This window comes from Bradyrhizobium sp. 956_D2_N1_4 (assembly GCF_052076025.1).
Classification (GTDB): domain Bacteria; phylum Pseudomonadota; class Alphaproteobacteria; order Rhizobiales; family Xanthobacteraceae; genus Bradyrhizobium; species Bradyrhizobium barranii.
The window spans coordinates 8,079,586-8,098,481 of the sequence record NZ_CP197237.1 but is presented as its reverse complement, the minus strand read 5'-3'; the positions used below and the strand labels follow the sequence as shown (position 1 = coordinate 8,098,481).

Below are 18,896 nucleotides of genomic sequence, written 5' to 3'. Positions count from 1 at the left end.
TCGAAGGGTAGCCCTTTGAGATGCGAGCGATTAGCCGACAGAATGCGCATGAACCTATGCATTTTATTCATGAATTAGGCTTGCGCCCGCTGAACCGCGCGCTTGCTAACGCCTGACCTCGTCACGCTTGTGGGGGTCGGCAATAGGACGGGCAGCGTCTTCGCGCATGACGAATGCCGCCCGCTCGGCTAGATTACCCCCACAAAAACAAGACGAATTGTCCTGGGAGGACAGGCGTGCACCAGGGACGTGTCGTTTACGGCGCGATCGAGGAGGTCGTGTTCGGCCATCCCGCGGCCGAGGCCGTTGTTGCGCAGATGGACCGGCTGGGGACGCGCCGCGCCTTCCTGATGGTCTCGGGCACGCTGAACCGTCAGACCGACGAAATCGCGAAGATCAAAGACGCGCTCGGCGCGCGCTGCGCCGGCCTGTTCGACGCCATGCCGGCGCACACGCCGCGCGAGGCGGTGATCGCGGCGACCAATGCCGCACGCGAAGTGAACGCCGACCTGATCGTCACCGTGGGCGGCGGCTCGATCACCGACGGCGCCAAGGCGGTGCAGCTCTGCCTTGCCAACGGTATCGACGACGTCGAGGGCATCGAGCGCATCCGCGTGCACAAGGGCGTCGCGCCGGAAATGACGGCGCCGAGCGTGCGCCAGATCAGCGTGCCGACCACGATCGCCGGCGGCGAGTTCAGCGCGATCGCCGGCGTCACCGACCGCGTCACGCATGTGAAGCGGATGCTGCGGCATCCGCTCACGGTGCCGCGCGCGACCATCCTCGATCCCGCCATCACCGTGCACACGCCGGAATGGCTATTTCTCTCCACCGGCATCCGCGCCGTCGACCATTGCGTCGAGGCGATCTGCTCGCGCGAGACGCATCCTTATGCCGACGCGCAGTCGGTGAAGGGGCTGGCCATGCTCGCCGACGCGCTGCCGCGGGTGAAGGCCGACCCTGCCGACCTCGACGCCCGCATGGATGCGCAGATCGGCACCTGGCTGTCGATGGGCGCGCTCGCCGCCGGCGTGCCGATGGGTGCGAGCCACGGCATTGGCTATGTGCTGGGTGCGGCCTTCGACGTGCCGCACGGCTACACCTCCTGCATCATGCTGCCCGCGGTGATGCGCTGGAATGCGCGCGACAATTCCGAGCGCCAGATGATCGTCGCCGCCGCGATGGGTTTTCCCGGCCACAACGCCGGCGACGTGCTCGATGCCTTCATCCGCTCGCTCGGCATGCCGCGCAGCCTCGCCGACGTCCGCGTCTCGCCGGAGCATTTCGACGCCATCGCCGAACAGGCGATGCGCACGAACTGGATCCCGCGCAACCCGCGCAAGATCGACGGCCCCGCCGACATTCGCGAAATCCTGCTTCTCGCCGCATAATTTCAAGCCGGAGGACTGATGTATCCAGGTCAGCATGCTCGTCTACGCCCGCTCCAACCCGCCTTCATCATGGCTGCAACCGGCGAGGCCGTCACCTATCGCGAGCTCGATGCGCGCAGCAACCGCCTGGCGCATCTGTTCCGCGAGCACGGCTTGAAGCGGCTCGACCATTATTCGATCTTCATGGAGAACAATTCGCGCTACCTCGAAGCCTGCGGCGCGGGCGAGCGCTCCGGACTGTACTACACCTGCATCAACTCGTTCCTGACGCCGGGCGAGCTCGCCTATCTCCTCGTCAACAGCCAGTCGAAAATCCTGATCACGTCCGTTGCGAAACTCGACATCGCCCGCGAGGCTATCAAGGCCTGTCCGGACATCAAGCTCTGCATCGTCGCCGACGGCCCCGGCGAGAGCGACCGTATCGTCGGCCTCGCCGAGGTGACCGCCGACCTGCCCGAGGCTCCGATCGCCGATGAATGGCTCGGCACCGCCATGCTCTATTCATCCGGCACGACCGGACGGCCGAAAGGCATCCTGCGCCCGCTGCCGGAGGAACCGCCGAAGCACAATCTGCCGCTGTTCGATTTCCTGACAAAGCTTTGGCGCTACCGCGAGGGCATGGTCTATCTCTCGCCTGCCCCCCTCTATCACTCCGCGCCGCAAGCCGCGGTGAACCTCACGATCCGCATGGGCGGCACCGTGATCATCAAGGAGACGTTCGATCCCGAACGTTATCTCCAGCTCGTCCAGCAATGGGGTATCACCCACACCCAGCTGGTGCCGACGATGTTCTCGCGCATGCTGAAGCTGCCGGAGGAGGTGCGCGACCGCTACGACCTGTCGTCGCTGGAGATTGCGATCCACGCCGCAGCGCCCTGCCCGGCATTGGTCAAGGACGACATCATCAAATGGTGGGGACCGATCATCCACGAATATTATGGCGCGACCGAAGGCCTCGGCTTCACCGCCTGCAACAGCGAGGAATGGCTTAGCCACCGCGGCACCGTCGGCAAGGTGCTGCTCGGCGACCTCCACATTCTCGACGAGAACATGAGGGCGTGCCCGACCGGCACGCCGGGCCAGGTCTGGTTCAAGACGGCATCGTCGTTCGAATATTTCAACGACCCCGAGAAGACCAGGGAGGCGCGCTCGGCCGACGGCAGCATGAGCACGGTCGGCGACGTCGGCTATGTCGACGAAGATCGTTTCCTCTATTTGACCGACCGCGCGACCTTCATGATCATCTCCGGCGGGGTGAACATCTATCCGCAGGAATGCGAGAACCTGCTCATCACCCATCCGAAGGTCGCCGATGCCGCGGTGTTCGGCGTGCCCAATCCCGATCTCGGCGAAGAGGTGAAGGCGGTGGTGCAGCCGATGCCCGGCATCGTGCCGGGCGAGGCGCTCGCTGAAGAACTGATCGCCTTCTGCGGCCAATCGCTGTCGCGGCAGAAGGTGCCGCGTTCGGTCGATTTCGAAAAGGAACTGCCGCGGCTGCCGACGGGCAAGCTGTACAAGCGGCTGCTGCGGGACCGCTATTGGGGGAACAAGACGTCACGGATCGTGTGAGCCCCACTGTCGTCCCGGGGCGCGACGAAGTCGCGAACCCGGGACCCATAAGCACCGGCAGGAGTCGTCACGCGAGCAGGTAACTCCGAGTCTTCATCAAACGACTTCCTGTGGTTATGGATCCCGGATCTGCGCTTCGCTTGTCCGGGACGACGGCGGAGTTTGTTGAGGCAGCTGCGCGCACAGGAACCATCCCTTCGCACCTGCACTCTCACATGAAGAGAGTGTGAACGCCTGCGGCCTTCCGTCATCCGAATTGTCGAGGCGGCGAGCGGCCTTGCCGGTTGCCTCGCTGCACGCGCGTCGCTATCGTCTGACAAACAGGCCGCAAAGGCCCAAAAGACTAATGTCCAGGGAGGATGAGCATGCGGAGCGTGTGGGCGCTCGCCGCAGTGGCGGCGCTATCTGTGCTGACGACCTCGACGACCGCGCTCGCCGGCGGGCCCAAACAGGGCGGAATCCTGCGGATGTACCACCGCGACAGCCCCGGCAATGCCTCGATCCATGAAGGCGCGACCTATTCGCTCAATGTTCCCTTCATGCCTGTGTTCAACAACCTCGTCATCTACAAGCAGGACGAGGCGCAGAACAGGATGGACAACATCATTCCGGAACTCGCCGAGAGCTGGGCCTGGGTCAACGACAACAAGACGCTGACCTTCAAGCTGCGTCCGGGCGTGAAATGGCATGACGGCAAGCCGTTCACCTCCGCGGACGTCAAATGCACCTTCGACATGTTGATGGGCAAGTCGCAGCAGAAGTTCCGGCAGAATCCGCGCAAGACCTGGTACGAACAGGTCAACGACGTCTCCACCAACGGCGACCTCGAAGTTTCCTTCAACTTGAAGCGACCCCAGCCTTCGCTGCTGGCCCTGCTCGCCTCGGGCTACACGCCGGTCTATCCCTGTCATGTCTCGCCCGGCGACATGCGCACGCACCCGATCGGCACCGGCCCGTTCAAATTCGTCGAGTTCAAGGCCAATGAATCGATCAAGCTGACCCGCAATCCCGACTATTGGCGCGAGGGGCGGCCCTATCTCGACGGCATCGAGTTCACCATCATCCCGAACCGTTCGACCGCGATCCTCGCCTTCGTCGCCGGCAAGTTCGACATGGCGTTCCCGACCGAAGTGAGCATTCCGCTGCTGAAGGACGTCAAATCGCAGGCGCCGAAAGCGGTCTGCGTGGTCGAGCCCAACAATGTCGCCACCAACATCATCGTCAATTCGTCGGCGCCGCCGTTCGACAATATCGACATCCGCCGCGCCATGGCGCTGTCGCTCGACCGCAAGGCGTTCATCTCGATCATGTTCGAGGGCCAGGGCGATGTCGGCGGCACCATGCTGCCGCCACCGAACGGGCTGTGGGGCATGCCGAAGGAGATGCTCGAGAGCATTCCCGGCTACGGCCCCGATGTGAACGCCAACCGCGAGGAAGCCAAGAAGCTGATGCAGAAGGCCGGCTACGGGCCGGACAAGCATCTCGCCGTCAAGGTCTCGACCCGCAACATCCCGGTCTATCGCGATCCCGCGGTGATCCTGATCGACCAGCTCAAGAGCATCTATATCGACGGCGAGCTCGACGTGGTCGAGACCGCGAACTGGTTTCCGAAGATCGCACGCAAGGACTACATGCTCGGGCTCAACCTGACCGGCAACGCCGTCGACGATCCCGACCAGTCGTTCTACGAGAACTATTCCTGCGGCTCCGAGCGCAACTACACCAATTACTGCAACAAGGAGATCGAAAAGCTGTTCGATGTGCAGTCGCAGGAGACCGACGTCAACAAGCGCAAGAAGCTGGTGTGGGACATCGACAAGAAGCTGCAGGAGGACGTCGCCCGCCCGATCATCTTCCACGCGCGCACCGGCTCCTGCTGGCAGCCCTATGTCAAGGGCGTAACGGTGATGTCGAACAGCTCCTATAATGGGTATCGCTACGAGGACGTCTGGATGGACAAGTAGCGCAGGCGGCTGACGGTTTCGACAGGAGGCGATGCATGTTTGCCTATCTGGTGCGGCGCCTGTTCCTGATGCTCGTGACCCTGTTCGGGATCTCGGTCGTCATCTTCTTCCTGCTGCGCATCGTGCCGGGCAACATCGTCGACATCCTGTTTGCCGCGGCCGGCTACGTCGACCCCGCCGACAAGGCCAATCTGGAGAAGGAGCTCGGCATCGACCAGCCACTGGTCGTGCAGTACTGGCACTGGATCAGCGGCTTTCTGCGCGGCGATTTCGGCTACTCCTATGTTTCCGAGAAGCCCGCGCTTCAGGAGATTTTGCCGCGGATCCCGATCACCGCGCGGCTCGCCGGGCTGGCGCTGTTGTTTTCCGCATCGATCGGCATTCCACTCGGCGTCATCAGCGCGGTGAAGCAGGGCACACGGCTCGATTACGCGTTGCGCGTCGTCAGCCTCAGCGGATTGTCGCTGCCCTCGTTCTGGCTCGGCCTGCTGATCCTCACGGCGTCGGTGGCGATGTTCAACCAGATGCCGATCTTCAATCCGAATCCGAAGACCTGGCTCGAGGCGTTCGCGACCTACGCCGTGCCTGCGGCAGCCGTCGGCTTCCGCAGCGCGGCGCTGACCATGCGCATCACGCGATCCTCGATGCTCGAGGTGCTGCGGCAGGACTATATCCGCACCGCGCGCGCCAAGGGCGCCTCCGACGCCGCCGTCAACTATAAGCATGCGCTGAAGAACGCGATCCTGCCCGTCATCACCGTGATCGGCATCGAGGCCGCGTTCCTGATCGGCGGCCTGATCGTGACCGAGACCGTGTTCAACATCCCCGGCGTCGCACGCTTCCTGGTCGAAGCGATCCGCTGGCGCGACTACCCGATCGTGCAGAACCTCGTGATGTTGATTGCGGTCGTGGTGGTGAGCGCGAACTTCATCGTCGACATGCTCTACGCGGTGTTCGATCCGCGCATCCGGTATACGGATTAGGAGATCAGCTTGGCCGCGATTGACTATGATCTCGAACTGAGACGCGCTGGCGCGCATGCGACCGGTGGCTGGCGGCGCGTGCTGTATTTGGCGCAGCGGCATGTGCTGGGCGCGGCCGGGCTGATCATCATGACGCTGTTCGTGTTCACAGCGATCTTTGCCGATTTCATCGCGCGCTACGATCCCCTGACCATCGACGCCGCCCGTGCGCTGGCGCGCCCGAGCCTGGCGCACTGGATGGGCACGGATTCCTTCGGCCGCGACGTGTTCAGCCGCATCATCCACGGCGCGCGTATCTCGCTCGCGGTCGGCATCGGCTCGACCGCGCTCGGCGGCACGATCGGGGTCATCGTCGGGCTGACCTCCGGCTATCTCTCCGGCTGGGTCGATCTCGTATTCCAGCGCGTCTCCGACATTCTTCAAGCGCTTCCGCTGCTGGTCCTGGCGTTGATCATGACCGCCGCGCTCGGTCCGTCCCTGCAGAACGTCATCATCGCCATCGCCATTCCGCTGATCCCGACCGTGTCGCGCGTCATTCGCGCCAACACGCTGGCGCTGCGCGAGCTGCCCTTTATCGAAGCCGCCAAGTCGATCGGCATGAGCGAGGTGCGCATCGCGCTGCGCCACGTGCTGCCGAACACGCTGGCGCCGCTGATCGTGCTCGCGACCGCGCAGCTCGGCTCGACCATCCTGACCGAGGCTTCCCTGTCCTTCCTCGGCCTCGGCATTCCCGAGCCCTATCCGTCCTGGGGCCGCATGCTCTCGGAATCCGCCGCCGAATATGTCCGCACCGCACCGTGGCTGGTGATCTTCCCCGGCATCGCGATCAGCCTCGCCGTGTTCGGCGCCAATCTGTTCGGCGACGCCCTGCGCGACATCCTCGATCCCCGGCAGCGCGGCTGATGGCAGACAAATCCGATCTCGTGCTCGATGTGAAGAACCTGAAGACGGTGTTCTTCACCAATTCCGGCCTGTTCAAAGCCGTGGACGACGTCTCCTTCACCGTGAAGCGGGGCGAGACGCTGGCGATCGTCGGCGAGTCCGGCTGCGGCAAGAGCGTCACCGCGCTGTCCCTGATGCGGCTGGTGCCCGATCCGCCCGGCCGCATCGTCGGCGGGTCGGTCACGCTCGAAGGCACCGAGCTGCTGGCGCTGGATGAAGCCGAGATGCGCGCTGTCAGGGGCAATCGCATCTCCATGATCTTCCAGGAGCCGATGACCTCGCTCAATCCGGTGATGCGGATCGGTGACCAGATCGTCGAGGCGGTCCGGTTGCACCGGGCGATGCCGGCCAGAGAAGCGCGCGACATCGCGGTCGAGATGCTGCGGCTGGTCCGCATTCCCGAACCGGCGCGGCGCGCGCGGGAGTATCCGCATCAGCTTTCCGGCGGCATGCGCCAGCGCGCGATGATCGCGATGGCGCTGGCCTGCCGTCCGGCGCTGCTGATCGCGGACGAGCCGACCACCGCGCTCGACGTCACCATCCAGGCACAGATCCTGGCGCTGATCCTCGACCTTCAGAAGGAGCTCGGCACCGGCCTCGTGCTGATCACGCATGATCTCGGCGTCGTGGCGCAGACCGCGCAGCGGGTGATCGTGATGTATGCGGGGAGGAAGGTGGAGGAGGCAACGGTGGAAGCGCTGTTCGCCGATCCCAAGCACCCCTACACGCGCGGGCTGATGGCCTCGATCCCGGCGGTGCCGGCGTCAGGTGTTCCGGTGCAGGCGCGGCTCAACGAAATTCCCGGCACCGTGCCGTCGCTGGTGCGGCTGCCGAAAGGCTGCGCCTTCGCGCCGCGCTGCAAGCTCGCGATCAAGCGTTGCGAGGCCGAATATCCGCCGCTGGAGGACTGGGGCGGCGGCCATCTCGCGGCGTGCTGGCGCGCGGCCGAAGTGGCGGAGGTGGCATGACCGAGGCGCTGCTCGAAGTCACCGATCTCAAGAAGCACTATGCGGTGCGCGCCGGCGTGTTGCGGCGGCAGGTCGGCACCGTGCATGCGGTCGACGGCGTCTCGTTCTCGGTTCATACCGGCGAGACGCTCGGCCTGGTCGGCGAATCCGGCTGCGGCAAGTCGACGGTGGCACGCAGCGTGCTGCGGCTGGTCGAGCCGACTTCGGGTCAGATCCGCCTTGACGGAGAGGACATCACCCGTCTCTCCAAGACCGCGCTGCGGCCGCATCGCCGCTCGATGCAGATCGTGTTTCAGGACCCGTTCGCTTCGCTCAATCCGCGCATGACCGCCGGCGACATCGTCGGCGAGCCGCTCGCCGTGCATGGGCTCGCGAGCGGCAAGGAGCTGGAAGCGCGGACCGCAAAACTGTTCGAGCAGGTGGGCCTGCGGCCTGATCAGATGCGCAACTTCCCGCATCAATTTTCCGGCGGCCAGCGCCAGCGCATCTGCATCGCGCGCGCGCTGGCACTCGGGCCGCGCCTGATCGTCTGCGACGAACCGGTCTCCGCGCTCGACGTCTCGATCCAGGCGCAGGTGATCAATCTCCTGATCGACCTGCAGAAGCAGCACGGCTTCTCCTATCTTTTCATCGCGCATGACCTCGCCGTGGTCGCCCATATCAGCCACCGCGTCGCCGTGATGTATCTCGGTCGGATCGTCGAGATCGCCGGCAAGGACGAGCTGTTCCGCAACCCGCGCCATCCCTACACGCAGGCCCTGCTCGCGTCAGTGCCGGTTGCGAACCCGTTTGCCAAGAAGCTCGCGCCGCTGGTCGACGGCGACGTGCCGAGCCCGGTCAATCCGCCATCGGGCTGCGCGTTTCACACCCGCTGCCGGTTTGCGATCGAGCGGTGCAAGACGGAGCGGCCGGCGCTGGTGGATGCCGGCGACGGGCATCAGGTGGCGTGTCTGCTCAACGAGGGGACGGGGCGGAGCCAGTAGGCCGCAACGCCCGGATCACCGGCCACGCCGCCAGCGCGGCGGCCAGATGCTTGAGCGTGTGGCCCGAGACAATGTGGCCTGTCGCTTCAAATATGGTCACGTCACCCAGCTCGAAAAGCTTGGCCAGCGCGTAAAAGAAGATCACGCCGCCCAGAGACACGCCAAGCGCACCGGGCCGGGGCCGTGTCAACGCCAGTCCCACGGCCAACGCCATGCCGCCGAACTGCACGACCACCCATGGCGTGAGATTCTCGCGTGCCACCCAGGCCGCGAGCAGGCCCGCAACCGTCACCAGCACCACCACCGCCTGACCGGCACGCATGCTGATGCGCTCGCTGGCCGCGATGCCCAGAAAGCCCGCGAACGCCACCGCCATACCGAGACGATCGGCCACCAGCCGCTGCGGCGCGTCGGGATCCAGATGATAGATGCACGATCCTATGCAAGTGAGGATCAGACCCACGAAGAGGCAACCTGCACCCGCGGGCGCATCAGGGTGGGCACACAGGCGCAGCAAGCCCCAAGCGCCCATCGCCAGGAAGGCGAGATTGCTCAGGACGTCGCCGGCGTTGGGCACGCCCAGCCAGGTGCGAGTGTCGACGAAATGTGGGATGTGCCAGGCGGAGGCGGGCAACGCCGGCGCGAGGAGCGCCACGAGCGTCAGGACGATGAGTGCGCCGATCAGATATTTTTCGCGAACTTGCGGCGGGGCGAACGAGAACCGGCGGGACACTGACGGCAGCAGGGCATCGGTCTCTCGGGCGTGGTGATTTGCGCGCAACATGCAGGCCTCCACATGATTTGACATCGCTCATTATTAGTAGCCCGGAATTGAACAATGTTCAATAACAATCGTGAGCGAGATCAAACAGGCAATATCATATTAGAATTATTTGGATTTATTGGGACGCCCGCGTGCAGCCACGGCAGCGAGTCGCGTTTGAGACGGCATCTCTCCCCATCGTCATTGCGAGCGCAGCGAAGCAATCCAGAGTGCTTCTGCGGATGCAGACTGGATTGCTTCTCTGCGCTCGCAATGACGGAGAGAGGCTAACCCGCCCCGATCTCCGCGACGATCCTGCCCGTCGTGACCTGCTCGCCTTCGGCGACGTCGATCGCGGCGACCACGCCGTCGATGCCGGCCTTGTGGACGTGCTCCATCTTCATTGCTTCCAAGGTCATCACCGGTTGACCGGCGGTGACGCGGTCGCCGGGCTTGACCAGCACGGCGACGACGCGGCCGTTCATGGCGGCGCGGACTTTGCCATCGCCGCCGTTGGTTGCGGCCGCCTTCGGTGCGGCGAGGGTGAGGTCGGTGACCGCAAGCGGGATGCCGCGATGCTGGAGGTAGAGCCGGTCGCCGTCGCGCACGAATTTTGCGCTGTCCATCACGCCGTCGTGGCGGAAGCGGATGGCGTCGGGATCGAGCTGGTCGATCTCGAACTTGTCCTGACGGACGTCGGCGGCGACGATGTACCCGCCACCGCGCTCACGCGTGACTTCGAGCTCGTGGGTGTGGCTGGCGATCTCGACTTTCGCCGGTAGCGGAAATGTTGCCGCCAGACTCCGTCCGCTTTGCCATGACGGCGCGCGCGGATTGGTGACGTAGAGCAGCAGGCCCGCAAGCGCCGTATCGAATGCGGCATTCGCCGAGGGCGCCAGCAACTCGTCGCGATGCGTACCGATGAAGGCTGTCGTCGCCTCGCCCTTGGCAAATCCGGGATGACGCAGGCACGACATCAGGAACGCCTGATTGGTGGTCACGCCAAATGCAGTGAGTTGCTCCAGGCCGACGATCAGCCGCCCCCTCGCCTCCTCCCGTGTCGCGCCATGGCTGATCACCTTGGCGATCATGGAATCGTAGAACGGCGGGATCTCTGCGCCCGATTGCAGCGCGTGCTCGACGCGGACGCTGTCAGGCACCTGCCAGCGGGCCATACGGCCGGACTGCGGCATGAAATCCTGCGCGGCATCTTCCGAGCACAGCCGCACCTCGATGGCGTGGCCTGAGAACTTGATGTCCTGCTGCTTCACCGGCAATGGCTCGCCGCGCGCGACGCGCAGCTGCAGCTCGACGAGATCGAGCCCGGTGATCGCCTCGGTCACGGGATGCTCGACCTGGAGGCGCGTGTTCATCTCCATGAAGTAGAATTCCCCGCTCGCATCGAGCAGGAATTCCAGCGTGCCAGCGCCCTCATAGCGCAGCGCCTTGACTGCGGCGACAGCGACCTCACCCATTTTCGCGCGCAGCTCCGGCGTGACCGCCGGCGATGGCGCCTCCTCGATCAGCTTTTGGTGTCGCCGCTGCACCGAGCAGTCGCGTTCGCCGAGATGGATGGCGTTGCCATGGCTATCGCCGAACACCTGGATCTCGATGTGGCGGGGATTCTGGATGGCGCGTTCGAGGATGACGGTCGGATCGCCAAAGGCGGCTTTGGCTTCAGACCGCGCACTGCGCAGCGCATCGGGGAAGGATGCAGCATCGGTGACGAGCCGCATGCCGCGGCCGCCGCCGCCCGCAACCGCCTTGATCATCACGGGGAAGCCGATCTTTTTGGCTTCTGCGAGCATGACCTCGTCGCTTTGGTCGGCGCCCTGATAGCCGGGCACGCAGGGCACGCCGGCCTTCCTCATGATCTCCTTGGCGCCAGCCTTGTTACCCATCGCCTCGATCGCCTGCGGCGACGGTCCAATGAAGACGAGGCCGGCCTCCTTGCACGCCTGGGCAAAGTCCTCGTTCTCGGCGAGGAAGCCGTAGCCGGGATGGACGGCATCCGCGCCGCTCGCCTTGGCCGCGGCGATGATCGCGGGAATGTTGAGATAGGATTGCGCCGGCAGGGCTTCGCCGATGCGCACGGCCTGGTCGGCCTGCCGCACGTGGAGCGCATCACGATCGGCATCCGAATAGACCGCAACGACGCCGAGGCCGAGCTGCCGCGCACTCCGCATCACGCGCAGCGCGATCTCGCCGCGATTGGCAACCAAAACCCTGAAGAACGGCCGGTTTTGCACTGATCCGTTCCTCATGGGCGGGCCACCGAGAATTGCATGCGCTGGGGCGTGCGCGCATCGCCCTCGCGGCAGATCGCGAGCACCTCGGACAGCACCGCGCGGGTGTCGCGCGGATCGATCACGCCGTCGTCGAGCACGCGCGCGCTGGTCGAGAACACGTCCATCTGGCCGTCGAAGACGCCGATGATCTGCGCCTTCATCGCGTCGAGCTTTTCTTTCTCGACCGGCTTGCCGCGGCGCGCGGCAGCGGCCTCGGTCACGATCGCCATGGTTTCCGCCGCCTGCTCGCCGCCCATCACGGCGGTCTTGGCGTTGGGCCAGGAGAAACAGAAGCGCGGATGGAAGCCGCGTCCGCACATGCCGTAATTGCCGGCGCCGAACGAGGCGCCGCAATAGATGGTGATCTGCGGCACCGTCGCCGACGTGACCGCCTGGATCATCTTCGAGCCGTGCTTGATCATGCCGGCTTCTTCATAGGCCTTGCCGACCATGTAGCCGGTGGTGTTGTTGAGATAGAGCAGCGGCGTGCGGGTCTGGCAGCAGGCCTGGATGAAATGCGTCGCCTTGTTGGCGCCGGCGGGATCGAGCGGGCCGTTGTTGGTGATGATGCCGATCGCCTGGCCTTCGATGCGGGCGTGACCGCAGACGGTGGCGGGGCCGTAATTGGGCGCCATCTCGGTGAAGTCGGAATCGTCGACGATGCGCGCGATCACCTGCTTCATGTCGACGGTGCGCTTGTGGTCCATCGGCATGATGCCGAGCAGCTCGTCCTGGTCGTAGCGCGGCGGTTTGAACTGTGAAACCGCCCGGCCCGGCCGCTCCCATTCCAGCGCCGCCATGATCTCGCGCGCGATGCGCAGCGCATCGCGGTCGTCCTCCGCGAGATAATCGCCGAGGCCGGAGACCTGGGTGTGCATCTCGGCACCGCCAAGCTCTTCCTCGGTCGCGATCTCGCCTGTCGCTGCCTTCAGCAGCGGCGGCCCGGCAAGGAAGGCGCGGGTGCGGCCGCGGACCATGACGATGTAATCGGACAGGCCGGTCTGGTAGGCGCCGCCCGCGGTCGACGAACCGTGCGTCACGGTGACGACCGGCAGCCCCGCAGCGGAAAGCCGCGCGAGATTGCGAAAGATGTTGCCGCCGCGAACAAAGTCCTCGACGCGGTAGCGCAGCAGATTGGCCCCGGCGCTTTCGACGAGCTGGACGTAAGGCAGCTTGTTCTCCAGCGCGAGCTCCTGCACCCGCAGCGTCTTGTCGAGGCCGTAAGGCTGGAGCGCACCGGCATCGATGCCGGCGTCATTGGCGCTGACCATGCAGCGGACGCCGGAGACGAAGCCGATGCCGGAGATGACGCCGCCGCCGGGCACGCTCTTGTTCGCATCTGATACGTCGAACATGTAGCCGGCGAGCGTCGACAGCTCGATGAAGGGCGCGCCGGGATCGAGCACCAGCGCGACGCGTTCGCGCGGCAGCAGCTGGCCGCGCTTGTGGAAGCGATCCTTTGCCGCCGCCGACGCCGCACGCGTGCGCTCTTCCAGCGCGCGCATGCGGTCGATCAGCGCGAGCATGCCGTCGCGATTGGCATGATAGCCAGTGCTGCCGGGGGAAATGGTGTTGTCGAGAATGGACATAACTCTATCCTGCTCGTCATTGCGAGGAGCGAAGCGACGAAGCAATCCAGACCGTCACCGCGGAAAGACCCTGGATTGCTTCGCTTCGCTCGCAATGACGGTTGAGGCGATACCTTACCTATTCGTCCCAAAGATCTTCCGCGCTTCGGCGGGGCTTGCGATCTCGCGGCCCGCACGGCGGGCGCAGGCGGCGATGGCCTCGATCAACTGGCCGTTCGAGGTCACCTTCTTGCCGTCGGCGAGATAGAAGGCGTCCTCCAGGCCGGTGCGGAGATGGCCGCCGAGCTCGGCGCAGCGCTGGTGCAGCGGCCAGATCTCTTCGCGGCCGATCGCGGTGACCTGGAAATGCGCCTCTGGGCGCTTCAGCTTGATCAGGATCGGCAGCAGATCAGGATCGGACGGCATGCCGGAGGCAACGCCCATCACGAAATTATATTCAAGCGGACCTTTGTACATGCCGACCTGATGGTACATGCCGACGCAGCGGACGATGCCGACGTCGAAACATTCGAACTCGGGGATGGTCCCGACCGCGTTCATGACGTCGAGATAGTCCTTCACCTTCTCGACCGCGTTGTCGAACATCATCGGCGGCCAGGCCCAGGTGTTGTCGGCTTTCACCTTCAGATAGTTCAGCGAGCCGGCGTTGCAGGCCGCGATCTCGGGCCTGGTCTCGCGGATGCAGTCGAGCGCGCCGCTGTAGTTCGGCCCCGAGACGCCCGAGGTGTGATTGATGATGACGCCCGGGCAGGCCTCGCGGATGGCCTGCTGAATCTCCTTGCTGACGCTCACGTCCCAGGACGGCAGGTGCCCCTTGTCCGGTGCCTGCTGGCGCAGATGGATGTGCATGATGCTGGCGCCGGCATCGAACGCAGCCTTGGCTTCGCGTGCCATCTGCTCGGGCGTCACAGGCACGTTGTGCTGCTTCGGGTCGGTGAGCACGCCGTTCAGCGCGCAGGTGATGACGGCCTTGTCGCTCATGCCAAAAATGTCTCGCACGTTGAGAATTCAACGCTTGCGATCATGGGGCGCGCGGGCATGCGGCTTCTTGCGCGGAGAAGCTAGCTAAAGACCAGCTATCGTAGGGTGGGCAAAGGCGCTCTCGCGCCGTGCCCACCATATCTTGGCGCTGAACGAAGATGGTGGGCACGCTTTCGCTTTGCCCACCCTACGAGAGCGCGCCTAACTCGCCTCGGCGAGCCTCACCGTCTCGGTGCTGCGGTAGATCGCGAGATCACGCGAGCCGACGAAGATCGCGCGCGGCTTCAATCCATAGAAGCGGCGGATCGAATGGCTGAAATGGGTGGAGTCGGGATAGCCGATGTCCTGCGCGAGATGGGCGAGATTGAGATCCTGGTTGGCGAAGTGCAGCAAATGCCGCGCACGCTTCCAGGCGCGGAAGGAGCGGAACGAGATGCCGGTCTCTTCCTTGAACAGATGCAGGAAGCGCGAGGCCGAGAGCCCCGCTTCCGCCGCGCACGTATCCGCCGTCACCGGCTCGCCGGAGAAGCGGCCGATGCGGGCGACGGCGCGCATCACGCGCGGATCGAGCACGCGACGTGGCAACGCCTCGCCAAAGCACATCTCGTCGAATTCGGCGGTGGTGATGTCGCCATAGCGGCGCTGGCGCAGCAGCGTGTAGGCAGCGAGGATCTTGCGGGCATAGACGGCCCGGTCGGGTCCGGTCAGCCGCGCGGCCAAGGCCTCGATCACGCCGTCCGGCATGCTTTCCGGCTCGAGCGTCACGCTGATTGCAGTGCGGTAGTCGCTGGCGATGGAATGCCGCTGGTTCGGCAGGGTCACGAACAGCTCGCCGGTGGCGAGAACGTCGTCGATCGTCAGATGCAGGCTGCCCTTCACCGCGACATAGACGTGGCAGCAGCCGGGGGTGCGCTTGCGGGGACGGCCGAGCAGGCCGGCATAGAATACCCGCTCCGGCGTGATCAGCATCAGATGGTCGGATTCGCGACCGTTATCTTCCATTGGGATCCTCCTCGCGCGGCTCTTTGGCCGCTGCGGACGGAGGTCACCTTAGCGGAAATTTGGGCGCTGTCACGGCGCGATAGCGCTGTCATGGCGCGCAAAAGATTACCATTCCGCGACGATGATCAGTCGTCCCGGAACCGCGATGAGACCGCAGTCCCATCCTACGGAATGCTTACGCCCTCACGCGCGGCGCAACATTCTGCTCGACGCCGGCCTTCTGCTCCGCGGCAACCGCGCGCTTGAATCCGTCGCGCTGCTGCAGCCGCGCCCAATAGGCTGCGACATTTGGCCCGAAATCCTTGGCGAGTCCGACGTTGTTGGCAAGCCGGAGCGCGTAGCCGATGACAATGTCAGCGGCGGTGAAGCGACCTGCGCACAATGTTTCGGCATTGGCCGTCGCCGCCTCGACCGCGCGCAGGCGCCCCAGGAACCATTTCGCATAATCGCCTGCGACCTGCGGATTGCGGCGCTCCTCCGGCTCGAGCTGGGTGTATCGGAGCACCAGCGTCTGCGGGAAGGTTAACGTGGCATCGCTGAAATACATCCAGTTCAGGAACGCGCCATAGGCGGGATCTTCGGGTCCGACCATCAACGGCGTCGGTCCGTGCTTGATGCCGAGGTAATGGCAGATGCCGGAGGACTCGGTCATCTTCGTCTCGCCGTCGACCATGAAGGGAATGGTGCCGAGCGGATTGAGCGCAAGGTACTCCTTGGCGAAGACCCGCGGCGGGAACGGCAGCATCTTCAATTCATATGGAAGCCCCATCTCCTCCAGCATCCAGAGCGGACGGAACGAGCGCGCGGCATCGCAGTGATAGAGCGTGATCATCAGGAAATACCTTTACTGCCGGGCAGCGTGCCCATCATCTTGCACAGGACCATCAGCATGACCTCGTCGGCACCGCCGCCGATCGACGTCAACCGGCTGTCGCGATAGGCACGGCTGACCGGCGTCTCGTTGGTAAAGCCCATTCCGCCCCAATATTGCAAGCAGGCGTCGGTGAGCTCGCGGCCGAGCCGGCCGGCTTTGAGCTTGGCCATGGTCGCAAGCTTGGTTACGTCCTCGCCAGCCACGAGCTGCTCGGCGGCGCGATAGATCAGCGCGCGCAACAGCTCGACTTCGGTCTGCATCTCCGCGAGCTTGAAGTGCACGACCTGGTTGTCGAGGATCGACTTCCCGAAGGCCTTGCGGTTGCGGGTGTACTCGATGGTCTCGTTGATGATGTATTCGTGCGCCTTCAGGCAGGCCGCCGCGCCCCAGAGCCGCTCCTCCTGGAACTGGATCATCTGGTAGGTAAACCCCTTGCCCTCCTCGCCGATCCGGTTGCGCTTGGGCACGCGGACATTGTCGAAGAAGATCTGCGCGGTGTCTGACGAGCGCATGCCCATCTTGTCGAGCTTTCGCGCCACCGTGACGCCCTTGCTCTTCATGGACACGCAAATCAGCGACTTGTTGCGGTGAACCGGCCCATCGCCGGTGTTGGCGAGCAGGCAGATCCAGTCGGCCTGGGTGCCGTTGGTGATCCACATCTTGCCGCCGTTGATGACGTAGTCGTCGCCGTCAGAGCGCGCATTGGTCTTGATCGAGGCGACGTCCGAGCCGGCGCCGGGCTCGGAGACGCCGATGCAGGCGACGTAATCGCCTGATATCGAGGGGCTGAGGAATTCGCGCCGCACCTCGTCGGAGCCAAACCGCGCCAGCGCCGGCGTTGCCATGTCGGTTTGGACCCCGATCGCCATCGGCACGCCGCCGCAGGTGATGGCGCCAAGCTCCTCCGCCATCATCAGCGCATAGGAATAATCGAGGCCGGAGCCGCCGAACTCGACCGGCTTGTTCAAGCCGAGGAAACCGAGGCTGCCCATCTTCTTGAACAGCTCATGCGCCGGGAAGATGTCGGCCTTCTCCCAGTCATCGACATGAGGATTGATCTCGTTGGCGATGAATTTTTGCAGGGAACGGCGGATGTCGTCGTGGTCGGCGGTGAATGGCATTTTTGTCAGCTCAGCTCTCGGTATCTCTAATGTGCTCGTCATGGCCGGGCTTGTCCCGGCCATCCACGTCTTCGTCACCCGGCAGCAAGAACGTGGATGCCCGGGACGAGCCCGGGCATGACGGAGAAAGCGGCTATAATCCCATCTGCCGCGACGCCAGATCCTTCATGATCTCCTCCGTCCCGCCGCCGATGGCGTTGACCTTGACCTCGCGGTAGATGCGCTCGGCCTTGATGCCGCGCATGAAGCCGGCGCCGCCGAAGATCTGGACGGCCTCGGAGGCGCAGAACGCCATGGTCTGCGTCGCCTGGTTCTTCATCATGCAGATTTCGGCGACCGGGCTCTCGCCCTGCTCCAGCCGCCAGGCCAGTAATTCCAGCATCGACTGGGATGCCGCGACCTTCTGCGCCATGTCGACGATCTTGTGCCTGATGACCTGGTGCTGGGCGAGCGGCTTGCCAAAAGTCTTGCGCTCCTTGGCATAGGCGATCGCCTCGTCGAGGCAGACCCGCGCGAAGGCGGTGCAGCCGGCCGCCATGCCCATGCGCTCGCTGTTGAAATTCCGCATGATGATCTTGAAGCCCTGGCCTTCCTCGCCGATCAGGTTTTCGGCCGGCACGCGGCAGTCATCGAAATGCAGCGTCGCGGTGTCGGAGGCCCACCAGCCCATCTTCTTCAGTTTCGTCCGTGACAGGCCGCGCGTGTCACCCTCGATCAGAAGCAGGCTGACGCCGCCGGCGCCCTCGCCGCCTGTACGCACCGCAACGGTCAGATAATCGGCGCGCATCCCTGAGGTGATGAAGGTCTTCTCGCCGGTCACGACGTAGTGATCGCCATCGCGCCGCGCCCTGGTGCGGAGGTTCGCGACGTCGGAGCCGCCGCCCGGCTCGGTGATCGCCAACGCGGAGATCTTCTCGCCCGACAGCACCTGCGGCAGCACGCGTGCCTTGACCTCCGGGCGCGCCGCCCGCGCGATCGGCGGCGAGCCGATGGTGTGGCTCATCAGGCTGGCGCTGACCCCGCCGGCCCCCGCACGCGCCAATTCCTGGCTCGCCACGATCTTCATGAACTGGTCGGCTGCGATCCCGCCATATTCCTCGGGGAATCCGAGCCCCAACAGGCCAATCTCGGCCGCCTTGCGATAGAGCACGCGGGGAAATTCACCGGCCTCGTCCCATTCATGGGCAAAGGGCGTGATCTCCTTCTCGACGAAGCGGCGCATCACCTCGCGGAAGGCATCATGCTCGGCGGTATAAAACGGGCTCTTCATTGTCGTTTCGCCCTGCTGGCGGATTCGTGTTGTCCACCATGGCCGGAACATCTGCCGCTCACTTGCGCAGAGTGGCTGACCGGGGGAACCACCCCACGCAGCCTAGGGCCTAGCAACTCAACGCAAGACGATTTTCGCCGCTCGCAGGCCAACTCCGGGGCAAAAAAAGACGTGCGCACAAACTCCGGCTGGCCCCAGGGCCACGCCG

The 18,896-nt window shown here is 64.6% G+C and carries 15 protein-coding genes; 7 read left to right on the top strand and 8 right to left on the bottom strand.

Features of this window, described 5'->3' with window-relative positions; all coding sequences use genetic code 11:
* Positions 1 to 236 precede the first annotated feature (236 nt).
* From AB7535_RS38155 to AB7535_RS38125, 7 genes are all read left to right on the top strand, one after another.
* Positions 237 to 1,391, top strand: coding sequence for an iron-containing alcohol dehydrogenase (locus AB7535_RS38155; RefSeq protein ID WP_354113855.1), 1,155 nt, complete (start codon positions 237 to 239; stop codon positions 1,389 to 1,391).
* An 18-nt stretch (positions 1,392 to 1,409) separates the two neighbouring features.
* A complete protein-coding gene (locus tag AB7535_RS38150; RefSeq protein WP_071909070.1) occupies positions 1,410 to 2,960 on the top strand; it encodes an AMP-binding protein in 1,551 nt (516 codons plus the stop codon).
* A 365-nt stretch (positions 2,961 to 3,325) separates the two neighbouring features.
* Positions 3,326 to 4,924, top strand: a complete 1,599-nt coding sequence (locus AB7535_RS38145) for an ABC transporter substrate-binding protein (RefSeq protein ID WP_354113341.1) — start codon at positions 3,326 to 3,328, stop codon at positions 4,922 to 4,924.
* Between the two features lie 35 nt (positions 4,925 to 4,959).
* The gene (locus tag AB7535_RS38140) at positions 4,960 to 5,907 is read left to right on the top strand and encodes an ABC transporter permease (protein WP_354113340.1); all 948 of its coding nucleotides are present in this window, start codon (positions 4,960 to 4,962) and stop codon (positions 5,905 to 5,907) included.
* Between the two features lie 9 nt (positions 5,908 to 5,916).
* Positions 5,917 to 6,810, top strand: a complete 894-nt coding sequence (locus AB7535_RS38135; protein WP_354113339.1) for an ABC transporter permease — start codon at positions 5,917 to 5,919, stop codon at positions 6,808 to 6,810.
* Positions 6,810 to 7,817 carry an ABC transporter ATP-binding protein gene (locus AB7535_RS38130; protein WP_354113338.1) on the top strand — a complete coding sequence of 336 codons (1,008 nt, stop codon included), beginning with the start codon at positions 6,810 to 6,812 and terminating at the stop codon, positions 7,815 to 7,817. The genes AB7535_RS38135 and AB7535_RS38130 overlap by 1 nt, the downstream gene beginning before the upstream one ends.
* Positions 7,814 to 8,800, top strand: coding sequence for an ABC transporter ATP-binding protein (locus AB7535_RS38125; protein WP_354113337.1), 987 nt, complete (start codon positions 7,814 to 7,816; stop codon positions 8,798 to 8,800). The genes AB7535_RS38130 and AB7535_RS38125 overlap by 4 nt, the downstream gene beginning before the upstream one ends.
* On the opposite strand, the gene AB7535_RS38120 is transcribed toward AB7535_RS38125, so the two are convergent.
* The 8 genes from AB7535_RS38120 to AB7535_RS38085 all read right to left on the bottom strand — a co-directional run bounded on the left by AB7535_RS38120 (position 8,772) and on the right by AB7535_RS38085 (position 18,688).
* The gene (locus tag AB7535_RS38120) at positions 8,772 to 9,584 is read right to left on the bottom strand and encodes a hypothetical protein (RefSeq protein WP_354113336.1); all 813 of its coding nucleotides are present in this window, start codon (positions 9,582 to 9,584) and stop codon (positions 8,772 to 8,774) included. The genes AB7535_RS38125 and AB7535_RS38120 overlap by 29 nt on opposite strands.
* 266 nt (positions 9,585 to 9,850) lie before the next feature.
* Entirely contained in the window at positions 9,851 to 11,827 is a 1,977-nt protein-coding gene (locus AB7535_RS38115) for an acetyl/propionyl/methylcrotonyl-CoA carboxylase subunit alpha (protein WP_354113335.1), read from the bottom strand.
* Entirely contained in the window at positions 11,824 to 13,440 is a 1,617-nt protein-coding gene (locus tag AB7535_RS38110) for an acyl-CoA carboxylase subunit beta (protein ID WP_354113334.1), read from the bottom strand. The genes AB7535_RS38115 and AB7535_RS38110 overlap by 4 nt, the downstream gene beginning before the upstream one ends.
* Before the next feature lie 114 nt (positions 13,441 to 13,554).
* Positions 13,555 to 14,421, bottom strand: a complete 867-nt coding sequence (locus AB7535_RS38105; RefSeq protein WP_028155241.1) for a 3-keto-5-aminohexanoate cleavage protein — start codon at positions 14,419 to 14,421, stop codon at positions 13,555 to 13,557.
* Between the two features lie 201 nt (positions 14,422 to 14,622).
* Positions 14,623 to 15,423, bottom strand: coding sequence for a helix-turn-helix domain-containing protein (locus tag AB7535_RS38100; RefSeq protein WP_063979985.1), 801 nt, complete (start codon positions 15,421 to 15,423; stop codon positions 14,623 to 14,625).
* 175 nt (positions 15,424 to 15,598) lie between these two features.
* Entirely contained in the window at positions 15,599 to 16,255 is a 657-nt protein-coding gene (locus AB7535_RS38095) for a glutathione S-transferase family protein (protein WP_071909062.1), read from the bottom strand.
* Positions 16,255 to 17,418, bottom strand: coding sequence for an acyl-CoA dehydrogenase family protein (locus AB7535_RS38090; protein ID WP_354113333.1), 1,164 nt, complete (start codon positions 17,416 to 17,418; stop codon positions 16,255 to 16,257). The genes AB7535_RS38095 and AB7535_RS38090 overlap by 1 nt, the downstream gene beginning before the upstream one ends.
* Before the next feature lie 133 nt (positions 17,419 to 17,551).
* Positions 17,552 to 18,688 carry an acyl-CoA dehydrogenase family protein gene (locus AB7535_RS38085; RefSeq protein WP_354113332.1) on the bottom strand — a complete coding sequence of 379 codons (1,137 nt, stop codon included), beginning with the start codon at positions 18,686 to 18,688 and terminating at the stop codon, positions 17,552 to 17,554.
* Between the last annotated feature and the right edge of the window lie 208 nt (positions 18,689 to 18,896).